20 protein-coding genes and 1 pseudogene are annotated in these 18730 nt (G+C 60.2%); 12 read left to right on the top strand and 9 right to left on the bottom strand.

Features of this window, described 5'->3' with window-relative positions:
* Positions 1-4: 4 nt before the first annotated feature.
* The 6 genes and pseudogenes from rfbC to FHX03_RS26910 all read right to left on the bottom strand — a co-directional run bounded on the left by rfbC (position 5) and on the right by FHX03_RS26910 (position 5518).
* Positions 5-583: a dTDP-4-dehydrorhamnose 3,5-epimerase gene (gene rfbC, locus FHX03_RS26885; RefSeq protein WP_097627088.1), complete on the bottom strand. Its 579-nt coding sequence runs from the start codon at positions 581-583 to the stop codon at positions 5-7.
* A pseudogene (locus FHX03_RS26890) lies at positions 573-2584 on the bottom strand (glycosyltransferase family 1 protein). The gene rfbC and the pseudogene FHX03_RS26890 overlap by 11 nt, the downstream one beginning before the upstream one ends.
* Positions 2585-2837: 253 nt before the next feature.
* Complete coding sequence (locus FHX03_RS26895; protein ID WP_183856309.1) at positions 2838-3644, bottom strand: hypothetical protein; 807 nt, start codon at positions 3642-3644, stop codon at positions 2838-2840.
* A gap of 294 nt (positions 3645-3938) precedes the next feature.
* Positions 3939-4454 (bottom strand): GNAT family N-acetyltransferase, encoded by a 516-nt coding sequence (locus FHX03_RS26900; protein ID WP_097627094.1) that lies wholly within the window; start codon positions 4452-4454, stop codon positions 3939-3941.
* A gap of 10 nt (positions 4455-4464) precedes the next feature.
* A complete protein-coding gene (locus FHX03_RS26905) occupies positions 4465-4983 on the bottom strand; it encodes a cupin domain-containing protein (protein WP_097627096.1) in 519 nt (172 codons plus the stop codon).
* A 175-nt stretch (positions 4984-5158) separates the two neighbouring features.
* A complete protein-coding gene (locus FHX03_RS26910; RefSeq protein ID WP_183856311.1) occupies positions 5159-5518 on the bottom strand; it encodes a hypothetical protein in 360 nt (119 codons plus the stop codon).
* A gap of 130 nt (positions 5519-5648) precedes the next feature.
* Here FHX03_RS26910 and FHX03_RS26915 point away from each other — a divergent pair, with 130 nt between their 5' ends.
* The 4 genes from FHX03_RS26915 (at position 5649) to FHX03_RS26930 (ending at position 9141) form a co-directional block, all read left to right on the top strand.
* Entirely contained in the window at positions 5649-5816 is a 168-nt protein-coding gene (locus FHX03_RS26915) for a hypothetical protein (RefSeq protein ID WP_165503913.1), read from the top strand.
* A gap of 46 nt (positions 5817-5862) precedes the next feature.
* Entirely contained in the window at positions 5863-6318 is a 456-nt protein-coding gene (locus FHX03_RS26920) for a 6,7-dimethyl-8-ribityllumazine synthase (protein WP_097627100.1), read from the top strand.
* 3 nt (positions 6319-6321) lie between these two features.
* Positions 6322-6804: a transcription antitermination factor NusB gene (nusB, locus tag FHX03_RS26925; protein ID WP_054181836.1), complete on the top strand. Its 483-nt coding sequence runs from the start codon at positions 6322-6324 to the stop codon at positions 6802-6804.
* 198 nt (positions 6805-7002) lie between these two features.
* Positions 7003-9141 carry a sodium-translocating pyrophosphatase gene (locus tag FHX03_RS26930; protein WP_097627279.1) on the top strand — a complete coding sequence of 713 codons (2139 nt, stop codon included), beginning with the start codon at positions 7003-7005 and terminating at the stop codon, positions 9139-9141.
* A gap of 91 nt (positions 9142-9232) precedes the next feature.
* Here FHX03_RS26930 and FHX03_RS26935 read toward each other — a convergent pair whose 3' ends face one another.
* On the bottom strand, positions 9233-9766 hold the full coding sequence (locus FHX03_RS26935) for an outer membrane protein assembly factor BamE (protein ID WP_097627102.1): 534 nt from the start codon (positions 9764-9766) through the stop codon (positions 9233-9235).
* Positions 9767-9953: 187 nt separating this feature from the next.
* On the opposite strand from FHX03_RS26935, the gene FHX03_RS26940 reads away from it, so the two are divergent.
* The 6 genes from FHX03_RS26940 to FHX03_RS26965 all read left to right on the top strand — a co-directional run bounded on the left by FHX03_RS26940 (position 9954) and on the right by FHX03_RS26965 (position 14395).
* Complete coding sequence (locus FHX03_RS26940) at positions 9954-10559, top strand: ubiquinol-cytochrome C chaperone family protein (RefSeq protein ID WP_097627104.1); 606 nt, start codon at positions 9954-9956, stop codon at positions 10557-10559.
* A gap of 10 nt (positions 10560-10569) precedes the next feature.
* Entirely contained in the window at positions 10570-11124 is a 555-nt protein-coding gene (locus FHX03_RS26945; protein ID WP_097627106.1) for a YceD family protein, read from the top strand.
* Positions 11125-11222: 98 nt separating this feature from the next.
* Entirely contained in the window at positions 11223-12269 is a 1047-nt protein-coding gene (plsX, locus tag FHX03_RS26950) for a phosphate acyltransferase PlsX (RefSeq protein WP_012557284.1), read from the top strand.
* Positions 12270-12289: 20 nt separating this feature from the next.
* Positions 12290-13261: a beta-ketoacyl-ACP synthase III gene (locus tag FHX03_RS26955; protein ID WP_037073922.1), complete on the top strand. Its 972-nt coding sequence runs from the start codon at positions 12290-12292 to the stop codon at positions 13259-13261.
* A 105-nt stretch (positions 13262-13366) separates the two neighbouring features.
* Positions 13367-13705, top strand: a complete 339-nt coding sequence (locus FHX03_RS26960) for an integration host factor subunit alpha (protein WP_003578475.1) — start codon at positions 13367-13369, stop codon at positions 13703-13705.
* A 150-nt stretch (positions 13706-13855) separates the two neighbouring features.
* Entirely contained in the window at positions 13856-14395 is a 540-nt protein-coding gene (locus tag FHX03_RS26965) for a MerR family transcriptional regulator (RefSeq protein ID WP_183781160.1), read from the top strand.
* Between the two features lie 192 nt (positions 14396-14587).
* Here the strand turns inward: FHX03_RS26965 and FHX03_RS26970 are convergent, their stop codons facing one another.
* Positions 14588-14935 (bottom strand): response regulator, encoded by a 348-nt coding sequence (locus FHX03_RS26970; protein ID WP_097627111.1) that lies wholly within the window; start codon positions 14933-14935, stop codon positions 14588-14590.
* A 270-nt stretch (positions 14936-15205) separates the two neighbouring features.
* On the opposite strand from FHX03_RS26970, the gene FHX03_RS26975 reads away from it, so the two are divergent.
* The gene (locus FHX03_RS26975) at positions 15206-16852 is read left to right on the top strand and encodes an ATP-binding protein (RefSeq protein ID WP_183856313.1); all 1647 of its coding nucleotides are present in this window, start codon (positions 15206-15208) and stop codon (positions 16850-16852) included.
* Between the two features lie 148 nt (positions 16853-17000).
* Here FHX03_RS26975 and FHX03_RS26980 read toward each other — a convergent pair whose 3' ends face one another.
* A complete protein-coding gene (locus FHX03_RS26980; protein ID WP_097627115.1) occupies positions 17001-17315 on the bottom strand; it encodes a DUF1236 domain-containing protein in 315 nt (104 codons plus the stop codon).
* A gap of 326 nt (positions 17316-17641) precedes the next feature.
* On the opposite strand from FHX03_RS26980, the gene bcsN reads away from it, so the two are divergent.
* Complete coding sequence (bcsN, locus tag FHX03_RS26985) at positions 17642-18628, top strand: cellulose biosynthesis protein BcsN (RefSeq protein ID WP_097627117.1); 987 nt, start codon at positions 17642-17644, stop codon at positions 18626-18628.
* The last annotated feature ends 102 nt before the right edge of the window (positions 18629-18730 follow it).

An 18730-nucleotide genomic window follows, 5' to 3' on the forward strand; every position in this document is an offset into this window, starting at 1 on the left:
TCGATCAATCCTGGGGTTGCTGTGTTGAATAGGAAAAATGACCTGGCAGATCGGCGAGCCGCGGCAACGTCTTGTCCTTGTCGGATGATACCATGTCTTTCTCATCGAAGGGCCAGCGAATGCCGATCGCCGGATCGTTCCACGCGATGCCGCGATCATGCTGCGGGCTGTAGGGTGCGGTTACCTTGTAGCTGATGACGCTGTTCGGCTCGATCGTTGCGAATCCGTGTGCGAAACCGGCCGGTATCCAGAGCTGCTTGCCGGTCTCCGGCGCGAGCTCCTGAGAGAGCCATTTGCCGAAGCTCGGCGATCCCTCGCGGATATCGACGACGACATCGATGATCCGGCCGGCAAGGCACCGCACCAGCTTGCCCTGTGCGAAGGGCGGGATCTGGAAATGCAGCCCCCGGACGGTTCCGGCCTGTGCCGAAAGCGATTCATTGTCCTGGACGAACGTGACGTCGGCCACATTTTCCCGGAACCAGGCATCCTTGAATACCTCGGAGAAGTAGCCGCGGTGATCGCCGAAGCGTGGCGGCGTGATCGCAACAATGCCCTCGATGGCTGCGGTCTCAATGCGCATGACATACCTTTTCTGCGGCCTTCATCAGGCGCCTGCCTTCATGACGCTCATCAGCATGTCAGCCTGCGAGCGGCTCTGCATGGCTGCAAGGCCTGTCGTTGCAATGGCATCGCGCTCGTCGGCATCTGCGATCAGCTTGTAGCAGCGCTCGATCATGTTGTCATACGGCTCGATTGCCAAGCCGCCGATGAAGGACTGGAGGTCTGGATCGCGGATGTCGCCTTCCGTCAGCACGCAAACGCGATTGGCGAGCAGATAGGAAATGCGTACGATCTCGAAGACGCCGCTGGCATAATGATGGATGTTGATCACGATCTTGGAGCGGGCAATCGCCGCATCGCGTTCCGCTCCATAGATATTGAAGAGATGGGCGACCTTGAGCCCGCCGTCCTTCAGCGTCTTCAGGATATGGTGGCGGCGTTCGTTCATCGAGCCGTAGAAGAGCACGTCGATATCTTTGACGGTGGCGCGGCTTATCTGGCTGAGGCACCGGCTATAGCCGATTTCGAGCACGCCGGCGTGATCGATTCCCTTGGCGGCGAGATTTTCCCGATTGCGCGGGCTGTAATCCAGAACCGGAAGCGACTTCAGGACCGAGGTGTAGCGCGAATTGATCCAGCTGCTTTCTTCGGACACCTGCTCGAGATTGATGACGACGCTGTCCTTCGGCAGATGGCTGACGATTTCGGCGGCGAGAAGATTGCCGCCATAAATGATCGGCGCACGGCCGGCGAATGCGTTCATGTCGCGGACGATCGGTGCCGAGCCGCCGAGCTCCTCGAAGGCGCCCTGCAGGCCGAGCGCGACTTCGTCGAAGGCATGGCTGTGATTGTAGTTTTCGGGCGTCACGATCCAGATGCAATGACGGTCCTTGTGTGCCTGCCATCCGCCGGCAAAGGGCTGCAATGAATTGCGCAGCGGCTGCTCGATCTTCGGCGCGGCCGGTATGGCGGGCCTTCCCGTCCGGACCGGCAGCGGCGGTACCGGAGAAGAACCAGAGGTCTGCCGGGCATAGGCGCGCATCAATTCGCGGCCGCCGATAAATTGGCCTCGCGGCATCCAGCCGGGCGGATCATCAGCCCCCCAGATCAGATGCGGCTGCTTGATGAGCGGTTGGCGGCCTTGCTGCCACGCGGTCAGGAGAGCCTCGTCACGGCTCTGCAAAAACGCTTCCTTGGCGGCGAGGAGGCCATGCAGCATCCGGCCGAGGCGGACACCGAACTTCCATTCGAAATCGGCAAGGGTGGGCACGAAGGCTGCGATCTTCAGTCCGGAGGCGATAGCCTGTTGGACATAAAGTCCGAGCAAGCGCTCGATCACGAAGGGGCGCATTTTCGCGTTGGCATCGCGTGAATAATTAGCCGTACCGGCATAGGCAGCACCCGCCGCCGTGCCGGCGCGCGCTTGGTTTTCCAGCGATTCGAGAATGCGTTCGCAAAAGGCGAAATAGCCGGACCAGAATTTTCGGTTGCCGCAGAAATAGTTGCAGAACATGAAGGCAATCTTGTCCTGCGGCGGCGCGATAGGATAGCCGAGCTCCTGGATATGCAGAAAGATCGGCTCCATGCCGGGATGACCGCCAAGCAGCGAATGTTCCCAGACGTTGCTGTAGATCGCCGCGTGGCCGATCAACGGATTGTAAAGATAGGCGTCCGCTCCTTCTGCTCTGGCTTTTTCCGCCTCCGTCACAAAGGACGGGAAGCTTGTCACCGACTTCATCTCGAATTTGCTGGAGAGCAGCCCCCAGAACACGTCGTCACCGAGGCCGATCGCCTCGTGATGCTGATGCAGGGTGAGGAAGAGTTCATATTCGCGGGTCGTAGCCTGCGTATTGAACGAGATGTCGAGCGGCATGGCAGCCGTATCGAGCTGGCTGCGCTGCGAAGCGTCGAGATAGGGCTGATAGATGATGACCGATCCCGTGCCGGCAGCTTTCTCCGTGAGAAGCGCCAGATCAGGAAGGCCCGCCGGCAAAGAAGGAATGGGCTGATTGATCGTCAAGGTATTGTCCTTCGCGAAAGGCTACCGTCTGCATGGAAATCTGCAGAACGGCAATTTGAGCCTGTTTGGTGCTACTATTTGAGGTGAAGCTTGCGCCACACTGTTTGCAGAACTGTCGCTGTTCCGGCTGGGGTGGGGTGAGGGCACTCGACTACCGTGGTCAGTTTTATCTAGTCAGCCTTATTGGCTGAGCCGCTTCTGCTGCCAGTATCGCAAAAAGTTGCGATGTTGCGTTTGCAATTGGGCGCCTCGCTTATACGCCGCTCCTGTAGACCCCGTCATTCGATACCGTCGCAATATCCCCGAACAGGGACCCGGGTAGGGTATTGCCATAGAGTTCGGCTATCCGCTTGACGAGAAGATAGCTTCCCAGACGCTCCTGGCAGAATGAGATCGCACGTTTCTGCACGGGGTCATCGGCTTGAAACGGTTGATATCGTTTCGCAAATTCAAAAGACGGCGCCACCATGCGGACAAAAGTATCCAGCCACCAGTCCGTCGGATACGTGCCGAGTTCAATGCCACCAGGAACGAAAGTGCTGGAATTGAAAAACTGCAAAGCTTCGGCTTGCGCTAAAGTATTTGCTTCGATCGCACACGCTGTATATCTCAAGAAGTCAACAATATTGTGAAAGCGTGCGTAGTGTTGAGATATGTTATGGAGATTTAGCGGCCGAGGCAGAAAGAAACTTTCTGAAAAAAACGCCGGATCCTCTGGTCTTGTGATTTCTGTTTCTTCCGATGTTGCTGTGTTCATCCCGGGATAATCGGGGTTCGGCGTTCCGATTTTGAGCCGTGTCAAGAATTTTCGATACTGCCAGATAGTAATGGTACGAGGTTTTGCTGCTTCTTCCGAAACGACTTTCGCGACTACGATCGTTCCCAGAGATCCTGACAATTTCGCGTGAAGCTCCTCCGGCTCGCTGAAAAAATCATAGCCGGCAATGACATCCATTCCCCTGTTTTCCGAAGGTAGTTTAGAGTTGAGCCATATGATTTTCGAGCCCTCGGGCGGAGGATAGCTCGGCAAATCCTTATGGCAGATGATGAAAATGGTCATATTTGTGATCAGCCTCTGATAGATCGGGAGTTTCTGCCGGCTGCAATTACCACGCAGCTCGCCCGTCAATGCTTAGTTGTGTCAAGGTGGCGGACGTCGGTATTCCAAGCGCTTCTGCCTCTTGTCAGTGACTCTAAAGCGCGTTCCTTGCGCGTAGCAGGTGCGAGGCCTGGACCCATCCGGGGACGCAAGCTGAGGTCGTCGCTACCCGTTAGCTTGGGTTTGCTTGCCGATATCGGCAAATGTCAGCAAGCGCCGCTTACGCGCGCTGCGTTGCCCGCTTGACGGAATTCGCTAACGCGAAAACTGAATGATCTCGCCGTTATACTGCGTGCGCGTGATCTCGCGAAAACCGAGTTTGGCTGCGACCCTCAACGAGGCCTGGTTCTCCGGGCTGATGATGCAGCTCATCGGCTTTCCGGGGAAATGCGTTTGCCCCCAGCCGATCAGCGCGGTCAGCGCCTCGGTGGCGTAACCGCGGCCGTGTACCGAAGGCATCAGCGCCCATCCGAGTTCCATCGTCCCCTCGATCGAGGGTTCCATCTCGCGGCGGGATTCCATGAAGCCCGCTTCGCCGATGAACCGGCCGCTGGCCTGTTCCTCGATTGCCAGAAAGCCGAAACCCATATGGTGCCACATGCCGGCAATCCGAAGCATCCGGCTCCAGCTCTGCTCTCGCGTCGATGGGATGCCGGTGATGAAGTGAACGACGTCCTCGTCCGCCCAGAGTGCCGCATGCGCCTCAAAATCGTCGAGGCGGTGCGGGCGGAGCGTCAGCCGCTCGGTTTCGAGGGTTGGAATATCGGTCATCTCGGTTCCTTCAAGCGCCGGGTTCGCCGTCCCAATAGTCGAGATCGCTTTCCGGCCGGCCGATATGGCGGAAGCGCGAAGGTTCGGAACCTTCCTCGTTTGTTTTGGCCCTGTTTGTTTTGGCAAGAAACTTTCCGGAATCCGGATATTCGACGATCTCGGTCTTCGCCATTGTCGATATGCCGAGATAGACGAGTGGAGCCGTGCCGGTGTTGATGATCTGGTGCGCCGTTTCCGGGCCGCCGGCCGGTGCGCCGAGCGTGTCACCCGCCTTGATCGCATGGCGCTCGCCGCCGAAGCGGTATTCGCCGGTGCCTGAAATCACGTAGAAAAGCTCGTCTTCGACATGGTGGTTGTGGAAGGGGCAGCCGGATTTCCCCGGCGGCACCTCGTTGTAGCTGATGCCGAGGCCGGTCAGGCCAAGAAGGGTGCCGAACGAAGTGTCGACGCTTTCATAGAGCGCGCCCTGTTTCCAGTGGTCGAGCTTGAGATCGGCGATATTGATCACCGCCTTCGATTCCCTAGCCATGATGTCCTCCTGTTGCAGGAAGAGAAGCCATCATCGCCCGGTAAAATTCAATGGTTTTCTGGAAAATCCCGGCATGACAGAGAAAAGGCATGGCAGAGAAAGGCATGGGCGGAGAGGAGACCGCCGCCCATGCTTTGAGCGCCGCGCACCGAAGGGGCCGCGATGCGCTGAAGCGTCAACGGACGTAGAAGGTCAGACTTCCGTCGGCTGCCTGTTCGGCATTTACGATGTTGCGGACGTCGACGCCCTCGTTGTTGAGCCGGTGGGCAAGTGACCTGTTGGCGTCGATCGAGGCCTGAATGGCGTGCACGGCCTGGCCGGAACGTTCCGGCGCCGAGCGCGGCCCGGTATCCTCGTCGTCGAGGTTGCGCCAGTTATGGACCTGCTCGACGTTGAAATCATTGCCGTGGAAGGTCCGGAGTGTCTGCTCGATGCCCTGGGCGGTGTTCATACCGAGGCTTTCGGCTCGGCTGACGGCGGCAAATACGAGGGAGGAGAGGGCTGCAGCGATGCTGATGGTGACAACGCGGTTCATGATTGTATCCTTTCATCTGCTTTGACGGTCGACTGTCGTTGCAGGGGATCGTCTGTCACGCCATGGAATTGGCACTCTCTTCCTCGCGATTCAATAGGCTAACCCACTGAAAAGCCATTAAGAATTGTTCATGAAATCCGCCTTCGAATTGCCGTTTTCCAGGCATCCGGAAATACCGCTTCGAGAAGCGTGCCGAGCAGTGCAGGCGCGGCGCGGCTATCCCCTTGCGGATATTTCTTCTTTGGCGTTTGCGGCATCGGGCGAAAGTGCTTGCCATTCTGGTGAAGGCATGTTTTGACCGCGGGCTGCCGAGTGGAAAACGCCCCACAAAACGAAGGTGAACCATGCCGAGAGAGACCGCTCCCCATATTTTGATCGTTGAGGCCCGCTTCTACGACGACATGGCCGACGCCCTGCTCGAAGGCGCGACCTTCGCACTGGAACAGGCCGGCGCCACTTTCGAGGTCGTCACCGTTCCCGGCGCACTGGAAATTCCGGCGGCGATTGCCATGTCGCTCGATGGAGACGACAATGGCGGAACGCATTATGATGGCTATGTCGCGCTCGGCATGGTCATTCGCGGCGAGACCTATCATTTCGATATCGTGTCGAACGAATCCTCGCGCGCTTTGATGGATCTTGCGGTCAGCGAGTCCCTTGCCATCGGCAACGGCATTCTGACCGTCGAGAACGACGAACAGGCATGGGTGCGTGCGCGCCGCTCGGACAAGGACAAGGGCGGATTTGCCGCTCGCGCCGCTCTGACGATGATCGAGCTGAAGCAGAAACTGGGTGCATAACGAATGAATGACGACAAGACGGAACGGCCGGTCAAGACTGCAAACCAGCGGGGCGCTGCCCGTCTTGCTGCCGTTCAGGCACTGTATCAGATGGATGTCGGCGGGACCGGCGTTCTGGAAATCGTCGCCGAATACGAGGCGCACCGTCTCGGCCAGGAACTCGACGGCGCGACCTATCTGAAGGCCGATGCCGGCTGGTTCCGTTCCATCGTCTCCGGCGTCGTGCGCGATCAGACCCGTCTCGATCCGCTGATCGCCGCAGCCCTGCAGGATGACTGGGCCCTGTCGCGCCTCGACAGCACCGTGCGCGCCATCCTGCGCGCCGGCGTCTTCGAGATCACCGACCGCAAGGACGTCCCGGTGGCGGTCATCGTCACCGAATATGTCGAGATCGCCCAGGCCTTCTTTGATGACGACGAGCCGAAGCTCGTCAATGCGGTGCTCGACCGCATTGCAAAGCAGGTTCGCGGCGACACGAAGAAGTAAGTCTTTAGCCGCCAAACAATCTCCCTAAGTCTTTCTTCGCACTGCAACGGTTTTCGCTCGTTGCGGTCTTGACGCCACGTGATCGACCACGCAATCTCCGCACCGCTTAGCTGTGGCATTTCTGTGGAGAGGAAGGCGATTCGGCGGCGTATCTGCCGGAGAAGGAGTGAGCTCCGGCCTATGGGAGGAAAGAGCGAAATGACGATTCTTTTATGCGTAATCGCATGCGGTCTGCTCTCGGTGGTCTATGCCGCCTGGGCAACCCGGTCGGTGCTTGCCGCCGATCAGGGCAATAGCCGCATGCAGGAGATCGCGGGTTATATCCGCGAAGGCGCTCAGGCCTATCTGACCCGCCAGTACAGAACCATTGCCCTTGTCGGCGTCGTTGTTTTCATCGCAGCCTGGCTGCTTCTTTCCGCCACGGCCGCCATCGGCTTCCTGATCGGCGCCGTGCTTTCCGGGGCTGCCGGCTTCATCGGCATGCATGTCTCCGTCCGCGCCAATGTGCGCACCGCCCAGGCGGCCTCCGCCAGCCTCTCCGCCGGCCTCGACATCGCCTTCAAGTCAGGTGCGATCACCGGCATGCTGGTGGCGGGCCTCGCACTGCTCGGCGTCTCCATCTACTATACGATTTTGACCTTCGGCCTCGGCCATGAGAGCGGCTCGCGCGAAGTCATCGATGCGCTGGTGGCGCTTGGCTTCGGCGCTTCGCTGATTTCGATCTTCGCCCGTCTCGGTGGCGGCATCTTCACCAAGGGCGCCGACGTCGGCGGTGACCTCGTCGGCAAGGTGGAAGCCGGCATTCCCGAGGACGATCCGCGCAACCCGGCAACGATTGCCGATAACGTCGGCGACAATGTCGGCGATTGCGCCGGTATGGCCGCCGACCTTTTCGAGACCTATGCGGTCTCCGTCGTCGCCACCATGGTTCTCGCCGCAATCTTCTTTGCCGGCGCCCCGATCCTCCAGTCGGCGATGATCTATCCGCTGGCGATCTGCGGCGCCTGCATCATCACCTCGATCATCGGCACCTTTTTCGTCAAGCTCGGTTCGAACGGCTCGATCATGGGCGCGCTCTACAAGGGGCTCATTGTCACCGGCCTGCTGTCGATCGTCGGTCTCGGCGCCGCCACCTCGCTGACGGTCGGCTGGGGCTCGCTCGGCACAGTCGCCGGCGCCGACGTGACCGGCACGAACCTGTTCGTCTGCGGGCTTGTCGGCCTGGTCGTCACCGCGCTGATCGTCGTCATCACCGAATACTACACCGGCACCGGCAAGCGTCCTGTCGTTTCGATCGCTCAGGCCTCGGTCACCGGTCATGGCACCAATGTCATCCAGGGCCTGGCGGTCTCGCTGGAATCGACCGCCCTGCCGGCCATCGTCATCGTCGGCGGCATTCTTGCCACTTACCAGCTCGGAGGCCTTTTCGGCACCGGCATCGCGGTTACCGCCATGCTCGGCCTTGCCGGCATGATCGTCGCCCTCGACGCCTTCGGCCCGGTCACCGACAATGCCGGCGGCATCGCCGAAATGGCGCATTTGCCGCCTGAGGTGCGCAAGTCGACCGACGCGCTCGACGCCGTCGGCAACACCACCAAGGCGGTGACCAAGGGTTACGCGATCGGCTCGGCCGGTCTCGGCGCGCTGGTGCTCTTTGCCGCTTACGCCAACGACCTGCGGTATTTTGCGGCGCATGGCGACCAGTATCCCTATTTCGCCAATATCGGCGAAATCTCGTTCGAATTGTCGAACCCCTATGTCGTCGCCGGTCTGCTGTTCGGCGGCCTGATTCCCTATCTCTTCGGCGGCATCGCCATGACCGCCGTCGGCCGCGCCGCCGGTTCGATCGTCGAAGAGGTGCGCCGTCAATTCAAGGAAAAGCCCGGCATCATGCAGGGCACGGAGAAGCCGGACTACGGCAAGGCGGTCGACCTTCTGACCAAGGCCGCCATCCGCGAGATGCTCGTGCCGTCGCTGCTGCCGGTGCTGGCGCCGATCGTCGTTTATTTCGGCGTGCTGCTCATCTCCGGCTCCAAGGCCTCGGCCTTCGCCGCTCTCGGCGCATCGCTGCTGGGCGTCATCATCAACGGCCTCTTCGTCGCCATCTCGATGACATCGGGCGGCGGCGCTTGGGACAATGCCAAGAAGAGCTTCGAGGACGGGTTCGTCGACAAGGACGGCGTACGTCACATGAAGGGCTCGGATGCGCACAAGGCGTCGGTCACCGGCGACACCGTCGGGGATCCCTACAAGGACACGGCCGGCCCCGCCGTCAACCCGGCGATCAAGATCACCAACATCGTCGCGCTGTTGCTGCTCGCTGTTCTCGCCGGTTGATACATCCAAGCACCGCGGTTCGCCGCGGTGCCATACCTGACAACAAAAAACCCGCCGGAAGGCGGGTTTTTTATCGGAGGTCTGTAGCTGATCAGCGCAGGCTGCTCGGATTCTGTGGCGTGCCGCCGGCGCCGCCGCCGAACAGGCTGCGGGCAGCACTCGCAGCGCTGCCGCCGGAAAGCATCTGCTGCAGGAAGGTGAGTTCCTTGCCGCCGGTCGGCGTGACGCGTCCGATCGTGTCGAACACCTTGCCGTCCTGAAGCGCGTAGTTGGCGCGGCGGCTGACGACGCCGTCCTTGTCGAAATAGATCGCCAGGACGCTCTGGTCGACGACCTTCAGCTTTTGGAACGCGACCGAGCGCGTGCGCCGCTGTGAGATGTAATAGAAGACTTCGCCGTCGAAGGTCGCCGTCGTCGACGGGGTGCCGAGTGAAAGCAGCACCTGCTCGCGGCTCGAGCCCTCCGGAACGAGGTTCAGCGACTGCTGGTCGGCGACATATCCGCCATTGAGCACGGTGCCGGTCTGGCAACCGGAAAGAACGGATGTGGAGGCGATTATAAGGGCAATGGCCGCACTGCTGAAGAGTTTCACGTCAGACTTGAAATACCGTTTCTTCAACGACATCTACTCCCTAAAGTATCGATAGCAGCCATTTGGGCCTTGCACGCTTTACCTCCTGCAAAACCATTGTGGCCATTCCGGGTCGACTATCCCGAATTTGCTTCGCTGACGCATCGAGGGCGTCGTCCCGAAACTGGCCACGATCGGCATTGCAATTCGCGCCTGCTTCGGTAAACCAGCTTTCGAAATCATGCAACAAGGCCAGAGGCCGGCCAGCGTGAAGAATGAGGCATTTCCGGAAAAAACAATGATCTTCGGGCTGTTCCGCAAGAAAAACAACAATCAGGCAATCGTCGACAGGCAATATGCGGTGCTGACGGCGGGCGCCCGCATGCCGGAGATTTATGAGCGGCTCAATGTGCCGGATACGGTCATGGGCCGTTTCGAGATGCTGTCGATCGCCATGATTCTGTTTTTTCGCCGCACGCGCAGCTCCGCCACCAGCGGCCAGGAGATCGCCCAGGAAATCGTTGACGCCTTCTTCCAGGATATCGACTATTCGATCCGCGAACTCGGCATCGGTGACAACAGCGTGCCGAAGCGCATGAAGAAGCTCGCCGGCATGTTTTACGGCCGGCTCGAAGCCTATTCGAAGGCGATGGACACCGGCGATGCCGAAGCGCTCGCGCTCGCCCTCGCGCGCAATATCTATCCGGAAAGCCCGGTGCCGGCCGATATGTCCGGCCTGGCCCATTGGATGATGGCCGCGGAAGCGCATTTGTCGGCGCTTGCCGAAGAGGAGATCGCCACCGGTTCGGCGACGCTGCCGCCGGTCGCCCGCCCACCTGTCGCCTGAGGAGGAAATCATGAAGAACGATCGGGACGATGTTCCCTTCTCCTATCGAGTCAAGGTAGGCCATATCTCGGCCAACCCCGTCGAGGTTCATGTCGAGGCCGACGCAAACGAGTTGACGGCGCTTGCCGAGAGCTGGAACGTCGTCTCCGTCGATGATCTCAGCGCCGATCTGCAGATTGCCCGCTGGAAGCGTGACGGCGTGCGCATCAAGGGCCGCGTGAAGGCGAAGATCGTCCAATCCTGCGTGGTGACGCTGGAGCCGGTCGAATCCGCCATCGACGAGAGCTTCGAGCAGATCTTCGTGCCGGAGGGTTCCAAGCTTGCCCGCCAGGCTGGCAATGATACCGGCGAGATGTTGCTCGATCCCGACGGTCCCGATCTGCCCGAGACCTTTGTCGGCGATACGATTGATGCCGGCGAGGTGGTTGCCGAATTCGCCGCTCTGGCGATCGATCCCTATCCGCGCAAGGGGGGCATCGAATTCGCCGGCCATATCGAAGATAGCGGCGAGGAGGACAAAAAGCCTTCGGCTTTCGCGGCCCTCAAGGATTGGAAAAAGGACTGAAGCGCCTCTGGCATTTGACATAATTCAGTTGTAAGCGACGCCAAAACCGGTATTTTGGCCGAAATTTCGCCCTCGGCGAAAAGAAGGATCAGGGACGCGTGATCAGAATATCTCTCGACCTCATGGGTGGCGACTTTGGTCCCCAGGTTGTCATCCCCGGCGCCGCCAAGGCGCTCGACCGGCATCCGGATATTTCCTTCGTTTTCTACGGTCTCAAGGAACAGTGCGATCCGGTTCTCGCCAAGTTTCCGAAGCTCAAGGAAAAATCGGTCTTTCACGACTGCGAGCTTGCCGTCAGCATGAGTGAGAAGCCGAGCCAGGCGCTGCGCCGCGGCCGCTATATCTCCACCATGTGGCGCTCGATCGAGGCGGTGAAGACGGGGGAGGCCGATGTCGCGGTCTCGGCCGGCAATACCGGCGCGCTGATGGCAATGGCGAAGTTCTGTCTGCGCACTATGGCCAATATCGAGCGCCCAGCGATCGCCGCGATCTGGCCGACGCTGAAAGGCGAGAGCATCGTGCTCGACGTCGGTGCGACGATCGGCGCAGATGCGCAGCAGCTGATGGATTTTGCGCTGATGGGCGGCGCCATGGCGCGGGCGCTGTTCGAGGTCGAACGGCCGACGGTCGGCCTGCTAAATGTCGGCGTCGAGGAGATGAAAGGCCAGGAAGAGGTCAAGGAGGCCGGCCGGCTGTTGCGCGAGGCGAATATCGATTCGCTCGAATATTCCGGCTTCGTCGAGGGCAATGACCTCGGCAAGGGCACGGTCGATGTCGTCGTCACCGAAGGGTTTTCAGGCAATATCGCGCTGAAAACCGCCGAAGGCACCGCCAAGCAGATCGGCGAATATCTGCGTGCTGCCATGTCGCGCACGCTGCTCGCCCGCATCGGCTACCTCTTCGCCAAAAGCGCCTTCGACATGCTTCGCGAGAAGCTCGATCCGAGCAAGGTCAATGGCGGTGTGTTTCTCGGCCTGAACGGCATCGTCATCAAGAGCCATGGCGGGGCAAATGCCGAAGGCATCGCCGCAGCCATCGAAGTCGGCTACGACATGGCCAAGAACGGCCTCAATCAGAAAATAGAAAACGATCTTAAGAAATATCATGCCAAGCGGCTGCCCCCAATGGGCCCGGAAGCTGCATGAGCAATGGGGTTCAATCGAATATGATCCGTTCAGTGGTTCGCGGGTTTGGAGCCGCACTTCCGAAGCGCGTGATGACCAATGGTGACATGGAAGCGATCGTCGACACGTCGGACGAATGGATTGTCCAGCGCACCGGCATCCGCCAGCGTTATGTCGCCGGCGATGACGAGACGACGGCCTCGCTCGGCGAGGCCGCCGCGCGAGCTGCCCTTGCCAATGGCGGCCTGACGCCGGCCGATATCGATCTGATCATCTGCGCCACCTCGACGCCTGATAACACCTTTCCGGCAACCTCGGTCAACATCCAGAACCGCCTCGGCATGAGCCACGGCTTCGCCTTCGACGTCCAGGCCGTCTGCACCGGTTTCGTCTATGCTGTCACGACGGCGGATGCCTACATCCGCGGCGGCCTAGCCAAGCGCGTTCTCGTCATCGGCGCTGAAACCTTTTCACGCATTCTCGACTGGAACGACCGTACCACCTGCGTGCTGTTCGGCGACGGCGCCGGTGCGATCGTGCTTGAAGCGACCGAAGGCGAGGGCACCGTTGCCGATCGTGGCGTGTTGACGGCGCATCTGCGCTCCGACGGCTCGCACAAGGAAAAGCTCTATGTCGATGGCGGGCCATCGACGACGGGTACCGTCGGCAAGCTGCGCATGGAAGGCCGCGAGGTCTTCAAATACGCCGTCGGCATGATCACCGATGTCATCCAGGCTGCCTTCGATTCGACCGGGACCACCGCCGAGGATCTCGACTGGCTGGTGCCGCATCAGGCCAATCGGCGCATTATCGACGGTTCGGCCAAGAAGCTGAACATCGATGCGGCGAAGGTCGTCATCACCGTCGATCTACACGGCAATACCTCGGCGGCCTCGATCCCGCTCGCGCTTGCGACCGCTGCCGGCGACGGCCGCATCAAGAAGGGCGACCTGGTGATGCTCGAAGCGATGGGCGGCGGCTTCACCTGGGGCGCCGTTCTGCTGCGCTGGTAGGCACGAATCCAAAAAAACTGGCGGCGAACAAGAGCTTGACCGTAAGGCGCAAGACAAATACTCTTTGCGCGATTTCACAAAATATTTGAAATGGGCGGGGAAACCATGACTGGAAAAACAGTGACGCGAGCAGACCTGGCGGAATCGGTTTTCCGCAAGGTCGGGCTTTCCCGGACCGAATCTGCGGAACTTGTGGAAACCGTCATCGACGAAGTTTGCAACGCCATCGTGCGTGGTGAAACCGTCAAGCTGTCCTCCTTCGCCACCTTCCAGGTGCGCGACAAGAACGAGCGGATCGGCCGCAACCCGAAGACCGGCGAAGAGGTTCCGATTTCTCCCCGCCGGGTCATGACCTTCAAGGCGTCGAACGTGCTGAAGACGCGCATCCTCAAGGCGCATGTCGCCCGCAAGGTCAAGCTGAAGCCGCAGAATCCGGCCTCCTGATCATCGGCTTCCCGTTTCGAAACGGCGATTTTCTCCCTTCGCACCGTCCTGCGTTGTGCGCAACGTCGAGACATGACTTGAATTGTCGGCGCCAAACCGTTGAAATACGATGAGTCGCCGTAAGATCGAGCCACGAGGTCGCGTAGCAGTATGACGTTGGACAAGAGCCCCGATGCCTTTCGCACCATTAGCGAAGTCGCAGACGATCTTGATCTGCCGCAGCATGTGCTGCGCTTCTGGGAAACGCGTTTTCCGCAGATAAAGCCGATGAAGCGCGGCGGCGGCCGTCGCTACTACCGGCCCGAGGATGTGGATCTTCTCAAGGGCATCCGGCATTTGCTCTATGATCACGGCTATACGATCAAGGGTGTGCAGAAGCTTCTGAAAACCAACGGCAACAAGTTCGTCATATCGGTCGGCCACGGCGATCTCGCCAGCGTCGAGGCGCTTGCCTCGGGCGTGCAGGAGGCGGCCGCCGGGGAACCGCGCGTCGGCATGGCCGACGAAGACCAGATTGTCGGCCGCGCCAAGCCGCCGATTACCCGCCGCTTCTTCAATTTTGTGGCTGGCGAGGACGAGCAGGAAGTCTCGATCGGCAAGTCGAGCGTTGGCAAGGAAGACAGGGCGCTGCTGCAGGAGGCGCTCTACGACCTGCTGGAATGCAAGCGTCTGCTCGATCAGGTGCGCTGACCGGAACTCTTATTCTTATGCATGTCGTTATCCCGGGATCGCCGCACGGCTCCGGGCGAGACGCTTCAAAGCATGTCGCGCAAAAGTGTACAGCGGTTTCCCAAGCAAAGCGCGAAGCGCTTTTGCCGCAACGACATGCGTAAAACAAAGACACAAAGCGCAAGGAGCGAATCTGAAAGATCGCGACGCGCTTTAGACTTCGGTAAGCCGCTTCATCGCCTGTTCGAGTTCGCTGAGCTGGAAGGGTTTTTGCAGCACCGGCAATGTGCTCGGGCTGCTGCCGGCAGGGGCGGCGCCGTATCCCGTTGCATAGATATAGGGTTTGCCGCGTTCGTCGAGCAGGTTTGCGACCGGCAGCGAGCTCTGCCCGGCAAGCGAGACGTCGAGAATTGCAGCGTCGAATTCAGTATCCCTGGCGGCTGCCAGCGCCCGTTCGAGATCGGGCGCGCTGGCGCAAACCCGGTAGCCGAGATCGGCGAGCATGTCCTCGAGCAGCATGGCAATCAGCGCATCGTCTTCGACGATGAATATGTCTTTCATGTTCGCGTCCACCCATTTCCCCTTGCCGGGCATGCGGATTTATGTGGACTCCTGGCATGTCTCGTCAAGACGTCGTGCCCGGCAGTGCGAGAAACAGCATATTGCCGGGTGAAATTCCATGTGTAAAAGCTGGGACGCCGCCTGCGCAACGGCAACTGCATAATTCCTTCAATCGGAATCGATTTTGGGATAAAACTCTGCAGCAATTCAAAGTGTTACGGCGCTCTTTGCGCGTCTGATAAGGCGCAGCGCCGTAAGGAGGGGTCTGGAATGGATTTGCTGAGTGCCACGGATTGGCTGCGTCACAGGCCGGGTTATACATATCCGCTGGCCGTTGCCTTCGTTGGCCTGACGTTTCTTCTGCGGCTTGCCGCCAGCGACTATCTTTCCGGCTTTCCCTTTCTGAGCTTCCTCCCGGCGATATTGCTGGCGAGTTTCATTGGCGGCGCGGGGCCGGGCCTCGTCGCGGCGATACTTGCCGCTTTCATTGTCCAGCAGTTTTTCGTCGAGCCGCACAATATCTTCTGGCCGGTCAGCGCCGGCCAATGGGTTGGGCTGTCGACCTATCTCATCAATGCGGCGATCATCATCGGGCTGATGGAGATGATCATCATCGCGCATCGCCGGCAGAGCCGCCTCCGCAACGAGCTCAACGGTTTCAACACGCGCCTCGAACAGACGGTTGTCCAGCGCACCGCCGAACTCAGGCACGAGATGGAAGAGAATGCCGCGGCACAGGCGCAGGTGCGCCAGCTGCAGAAGATGGAGACGATCGGTCAGCTCACAGGCGGCGTCGCCCATGATTTCAACAACATGCTGGCGATCATCATCGGCAACCTCGATCTTGCCCAGCGACGCATGACCGGGCATGAGGATCCCCGCGTGCTGAACTCCATCCAGAATGCCAAAGACGGCGCTCAGCGTGCCGCGGTCCTGACCGCGCGTCTGCTCGCTTTCTCGCGCCAGCAGCCGCTCGCCCCTGAGGTGATCGATCTCAATAAGCTCGTCGGCGGCATGTCCGAGCTGTTGCGGCGTACACTCGGCGAGCAGATCCGGATCGAGACCGTGCTTGCCGGCGGCCTTTGGCCGAGTTTTGCCGATTTGAGCCAGCTTGAGAACGCTATTTTGAACCTTGCCGTCAACGCCCGCGACGCCATGCCCGGCGGCGGACATTTGACCATCGAGACCGCCAATACCGAACTCGACGAGCGGTATTCCCGCATGCATTCGGAGGTCGATGCCGGGCAATATGTGATGGTCAGCATGACCGACACCGGCACCGGCATGTCGCCTGACGTGATCGAGCGTGCATTCGACCCTTTCTACACAACCAAGGGACCCGGCAAGGGCACCGGTCTCGGCCTCAGCCAGGTTTACGGCTACATCAAGCAGAGCGGCGGCCACATCAAGATCTATTCGGAGATCGACAGGGGTACGACGGTGAAGATCTATCTCCCCCGGCATGTCGGCGCGATGAGCGCCAGGTTGAATGCGGCTGGCGCCCAGCCTATTCCCCAAGGCAGCGTCAACGATACGATCCTGGTGGTGGAAGATGATGAGAACGTCCGCATCATGACCGCCGAAAGCCTGCATGAGCTCGGTTACACCGTGCTGCAGGCGGCAAGCGGCATGGAGGCGCTTCTGCTTCTGGAAGAAAATCGGGAGGTCGACCTGATCCTCACCGATATCGTCATGCCGCAAATGAGCGGACGCCAGCTTGCCGATATCGTCCAGGAAAAATGGCCGGCGATCCGCATCCTCTACACCACCGGTTATACCCGTAATGCCATCGTCCATAACGGGGTGCTCGATCATGGCGTCTCCCTGCTCGCCAAGCCCTTCAGCCTGGAGCAGCTAGCCCACAAGATCCGCGAACTTCTGAATGTGCCGGCGAAAATGGAAGATGAGAGCACGTGAAGCCGAGCATGATGCCGAAAAGTGTGAGCGGCTTTCTCATGACATCATGCTCTAACTCTTTAATTTAAAACAGGATTTGGATTTTAGGCCAACCGAGCCTAAAATCATCCTGTTCCAGGCGGCAACATGTCCTCTGTCCCCGATCGCCTTATTCGATGACCTGGATCACGCGGTGCGTCTTCGGCTCGACGATGACGCGTCGCTCGTTGACGACGGTATAGCCATAACCGTCCATATTCGGCACGGTGTGCACTTCGACGGTATCGGGCAGCGTCGCGCCGACGGCGATATCGCCGTCATAGACGACGGACGGCGTATTTTGCTCCATGACATAGGTGCGAACTTCGCCTGGCAACACGACGGAGCCGGTCGGTGCGGGATCGGTGACGATGACGGTGCTCTGCGCGAAGGCGGTGGAACTGATGGTCAGCATGGCGGCCGCAGCCAGCATGATCTTGCGCATGGGATGTTCTCCTTTTTAACTTTGGACACCGAGGCAACGCTGGCCATGCGGCATAGTTCCCCGCCGGCCTTTCATCGTGGCACAAGACAGTCGCCATCAGCGCAGTTAAGGTGTTGCTAAATCAATTTATGCACCATACGGTTGAGCTGTCCGAATCACGGTCAGCGCGGGTTCGTTTAACGGCATCAAGGGTCGGCCGTTTACGCTTCGTTAACCATGTTGGCGATTTATACCCTGTGAACGGCCGCGTGGTCGTTGATTCGAAGGTCCGTCGCGTTTCGGTTTGCGGATGGATATCTGGAAAGACGATTGCGGCGGCTCAAGACATGCGTTTGCGGATGACGATATCGCTGGTGGCAGTGGCGGGCATGATGGCCGGCTGCACGTCGACAGGCGGTGTCCGCCAGCCCTCCGGGCCGGAGACCGTGGCGCCCGAGAAGGCGCTGGTCCTGCCGCCGCCGGGCGGCCCGTCGATCGTCAGCGTGGTCGAACGCAAGCGTGGCAACGGCGTCGAGCAGACGGTTTCCTTGTTTACCTCATCCTCCGTGCCCGGCCAGAACTTCCTGAAGGTCCAATTTTTCGGCGCGTCCGGGGCCAACCCCGGCACCGGCAATGCCGGCTTCAGCATGATCAATGAGAGCGGCATTGCCCGCGAAGTGGCGCGCTCCGCCCCCGGCGTGCCCATGGCGACGTCGGCGACCTTTCTGCAGAACAGCTATGGCCCTTTTGGTTACGCCTCCGGCCGCAGCCGTGGCGGCGACACCTGCATCTATGCCTGGCAGCAGATCCGCTCGAGCGTCAATGCCAACACCCAGGCGCGCAATTTCGGCATGATCCAGCTGCGCCTGCGTCTCTGCGACGCGAATGCCAGCGAACGCCAACTGCTCGGCATCGTCTATGGCTATACCATATCGGGCACTTTCGACGGGGTGATCTGGAATCCCTACGGCAATCCGCCGCCGGCCGACGTTGCGCTCGGCCGCACGGGCGCGCCGATCTATCCTGACCAGGGCGGCTATCGCGCCAGCCCGATGCCGATCGGCTACGAGCCGGCGCCCGCGATTATCAGCCGGCCGCGGGCGGTTCTGCCCCGCAACGCTTCGACCCCGGCACCGGGCGCCGCACCGATGCCCGCGCCCATCGGCCCGCGCGTGCCGCTGCCCGGCGAGGCGCCGCAGGCGAGGGTGATGCCGGATGCGGCAGCCGCGCCGCCCGAACAGCCGGTCGAACAATCCGCAAGGGCGATCGGCGTCACCGTGCCTTCGCCAGACTGCATAGGCGACGCGGCCATGACGGCCGCCTGCCGGAGATAGAGCATGATGCCGAAAAGTGTGAGCGGTTTTCGGACGACATCATGCCCGTTCTAGTGAGCATGCCCGGAGCGCCGATGGTGTCCGGTTGAGCAATTTCGAAGG

Origin of the sequence: Rhizobium sp. BK456 (assembly GCF_014194045.1) — a bacterium.
Classification (GTDB): domain Bacteria; phylum Pseudomonadota; class Alphaproteobacteria; order Rhizobiales; family Rhizobiaceae; genus Rhizobium; species Rhizobium redzepovicii.

Excerpts from the sequence above, each read along its gene's own strand:
- rfbC (WP_097627088.1), bottom strand. The coding sequence starts at position 583 with ATGCGCATTGAGACCGCAGCCATCGAGGGCATTGTTGCGATCACGCCG.
- FHX03_RS26895 (WP_183856309.1), bottom strand. The coding sequence starts at position 3,644 with ATGACCATTTTCATCATCTGCCATAAGGATTTGCCGAGCTATCCTCCG.
- FHX03_RS26900 (WP_097627094.1), bottom strand. The coding sequence starts at position 4,454 with ATGACCGATATTCCAACCCTCGAAACCGAGCGGCTGACGCTCCGCCCG.
- FHX03_RS26905 (WP_097627096.1), bottom strand. The coding sequence starts at position 4,983 with ATGGCTAGGGAATCGAAGGCGGTGATCAATATCGCCGATCTCAAGCTC.
- FHX03_RS26910 (WP_183856311.1), bottom strand. The coding sequence starts at position 5,518 with ATGAACCGCGTTGTCACCATCAGCATCGCTGCAGCCCTCTCCTCCCTC.
- FHX03_RS26915 (WP_165503913.1), top strand. The coding sequence starts at position 5,649 with ATGAAATCCGCCTTCGAATTGCCGTTTTCCAGGCATCCGGAAATACCG.
- FHX03_RS26920 (WP_097627100.1), top strand. The coding sequence starts at position 5,863 with ATGCCGAGAGAGACCGCTCCCCATATTTTGATCGTTGAGGCCCGCTTC.
- nusB (WP_054181836.1), top strand. The coding sequence starts at position 6,322 with ATGAATGACGACAAGACGGAACGGCCGGTCAAGACTGCAAACCAGCGG.
- FHX03_RS26930 (WP_097627279.1), top strand. The coding sequence starts at position 7,003 with ATGACGATTCTTTTATGCGTAATCGCATGCGGTCTGCTCTCGGTGGTC.
- FHX03_RS26935 (WP_097627102.1), bottom strand. The coding sequence starts at position 9,766 with ATGTCGTTGAAGAAACGGTATTTCAAGTCTGACGTGAAACTCTTCAGC.
- FHX03_RS26940 (WP_097627104.1), top strand. The coding sequence starts at position 9,954 with ATGCAACAAGGCCAGAGGCCGGCCAGCGTGAAGAATGAGGCATTTCCG.
- FHX03_RS26945 (WP_097627106.1), top strand. The coding sequence starts at position 10,570 with ATGAAGAACGATCGGGACGATGTTCCCTTCTCCTATCGAGTCAAGGTA.
- FHX03_RS26955 (WP_037073922.1), top strand. The coding sequence starts at position 12,290 with ATGATCCGTTCAGTGGTTCGCGGGTTTGGAGCCGCACTTCCGAAGCGC.
- FHX03_RS26960 (WP_003578475.1), top strand. The coding sequence starts at position 13,367 with ATGACTGGAAAAACAGTGACGCGAGCAGACCTGGCGGAATCGGTTTTC.
- FHX03_RS26965 (WP_183781160.1), top strand. The coding sequence starts at position 13,856 with ATGACGTTGGACAAGAGCCCCGATGCCTTTCGCACCATTAGCGAAGTC.
- FHX03_RS26970 (WP_097627111.1), bottom strand. The coding sequence starts at position 14,935 with ATGAAAGACATATTCATCGTCGAAGACGATGCGCTGATTGCCATGCTG.
- FHX03_RS26975 (WP_183856313.1), top strand. The coding sequence starts at position 15,206 with ATGGATTTGCTGAGTGCCACGGATTGGCTGCGTCACAGGCCGGGTTAT.
- FHX03_RS26980 (WP_097627115.1), bottom strand. The coding sequence starts at position 17,315 with ATGCGCAAGATCATGCTGGCTGCGGCCGCCATGCTGACCATCAGTTCC.
- bcsN (WP_097627117.1), top strand. The coding sequence starts at position 17,642 with ATGCGTTTGCGGATGACGATATCGCTGGTGGCAGTGGCGGGCATGATG.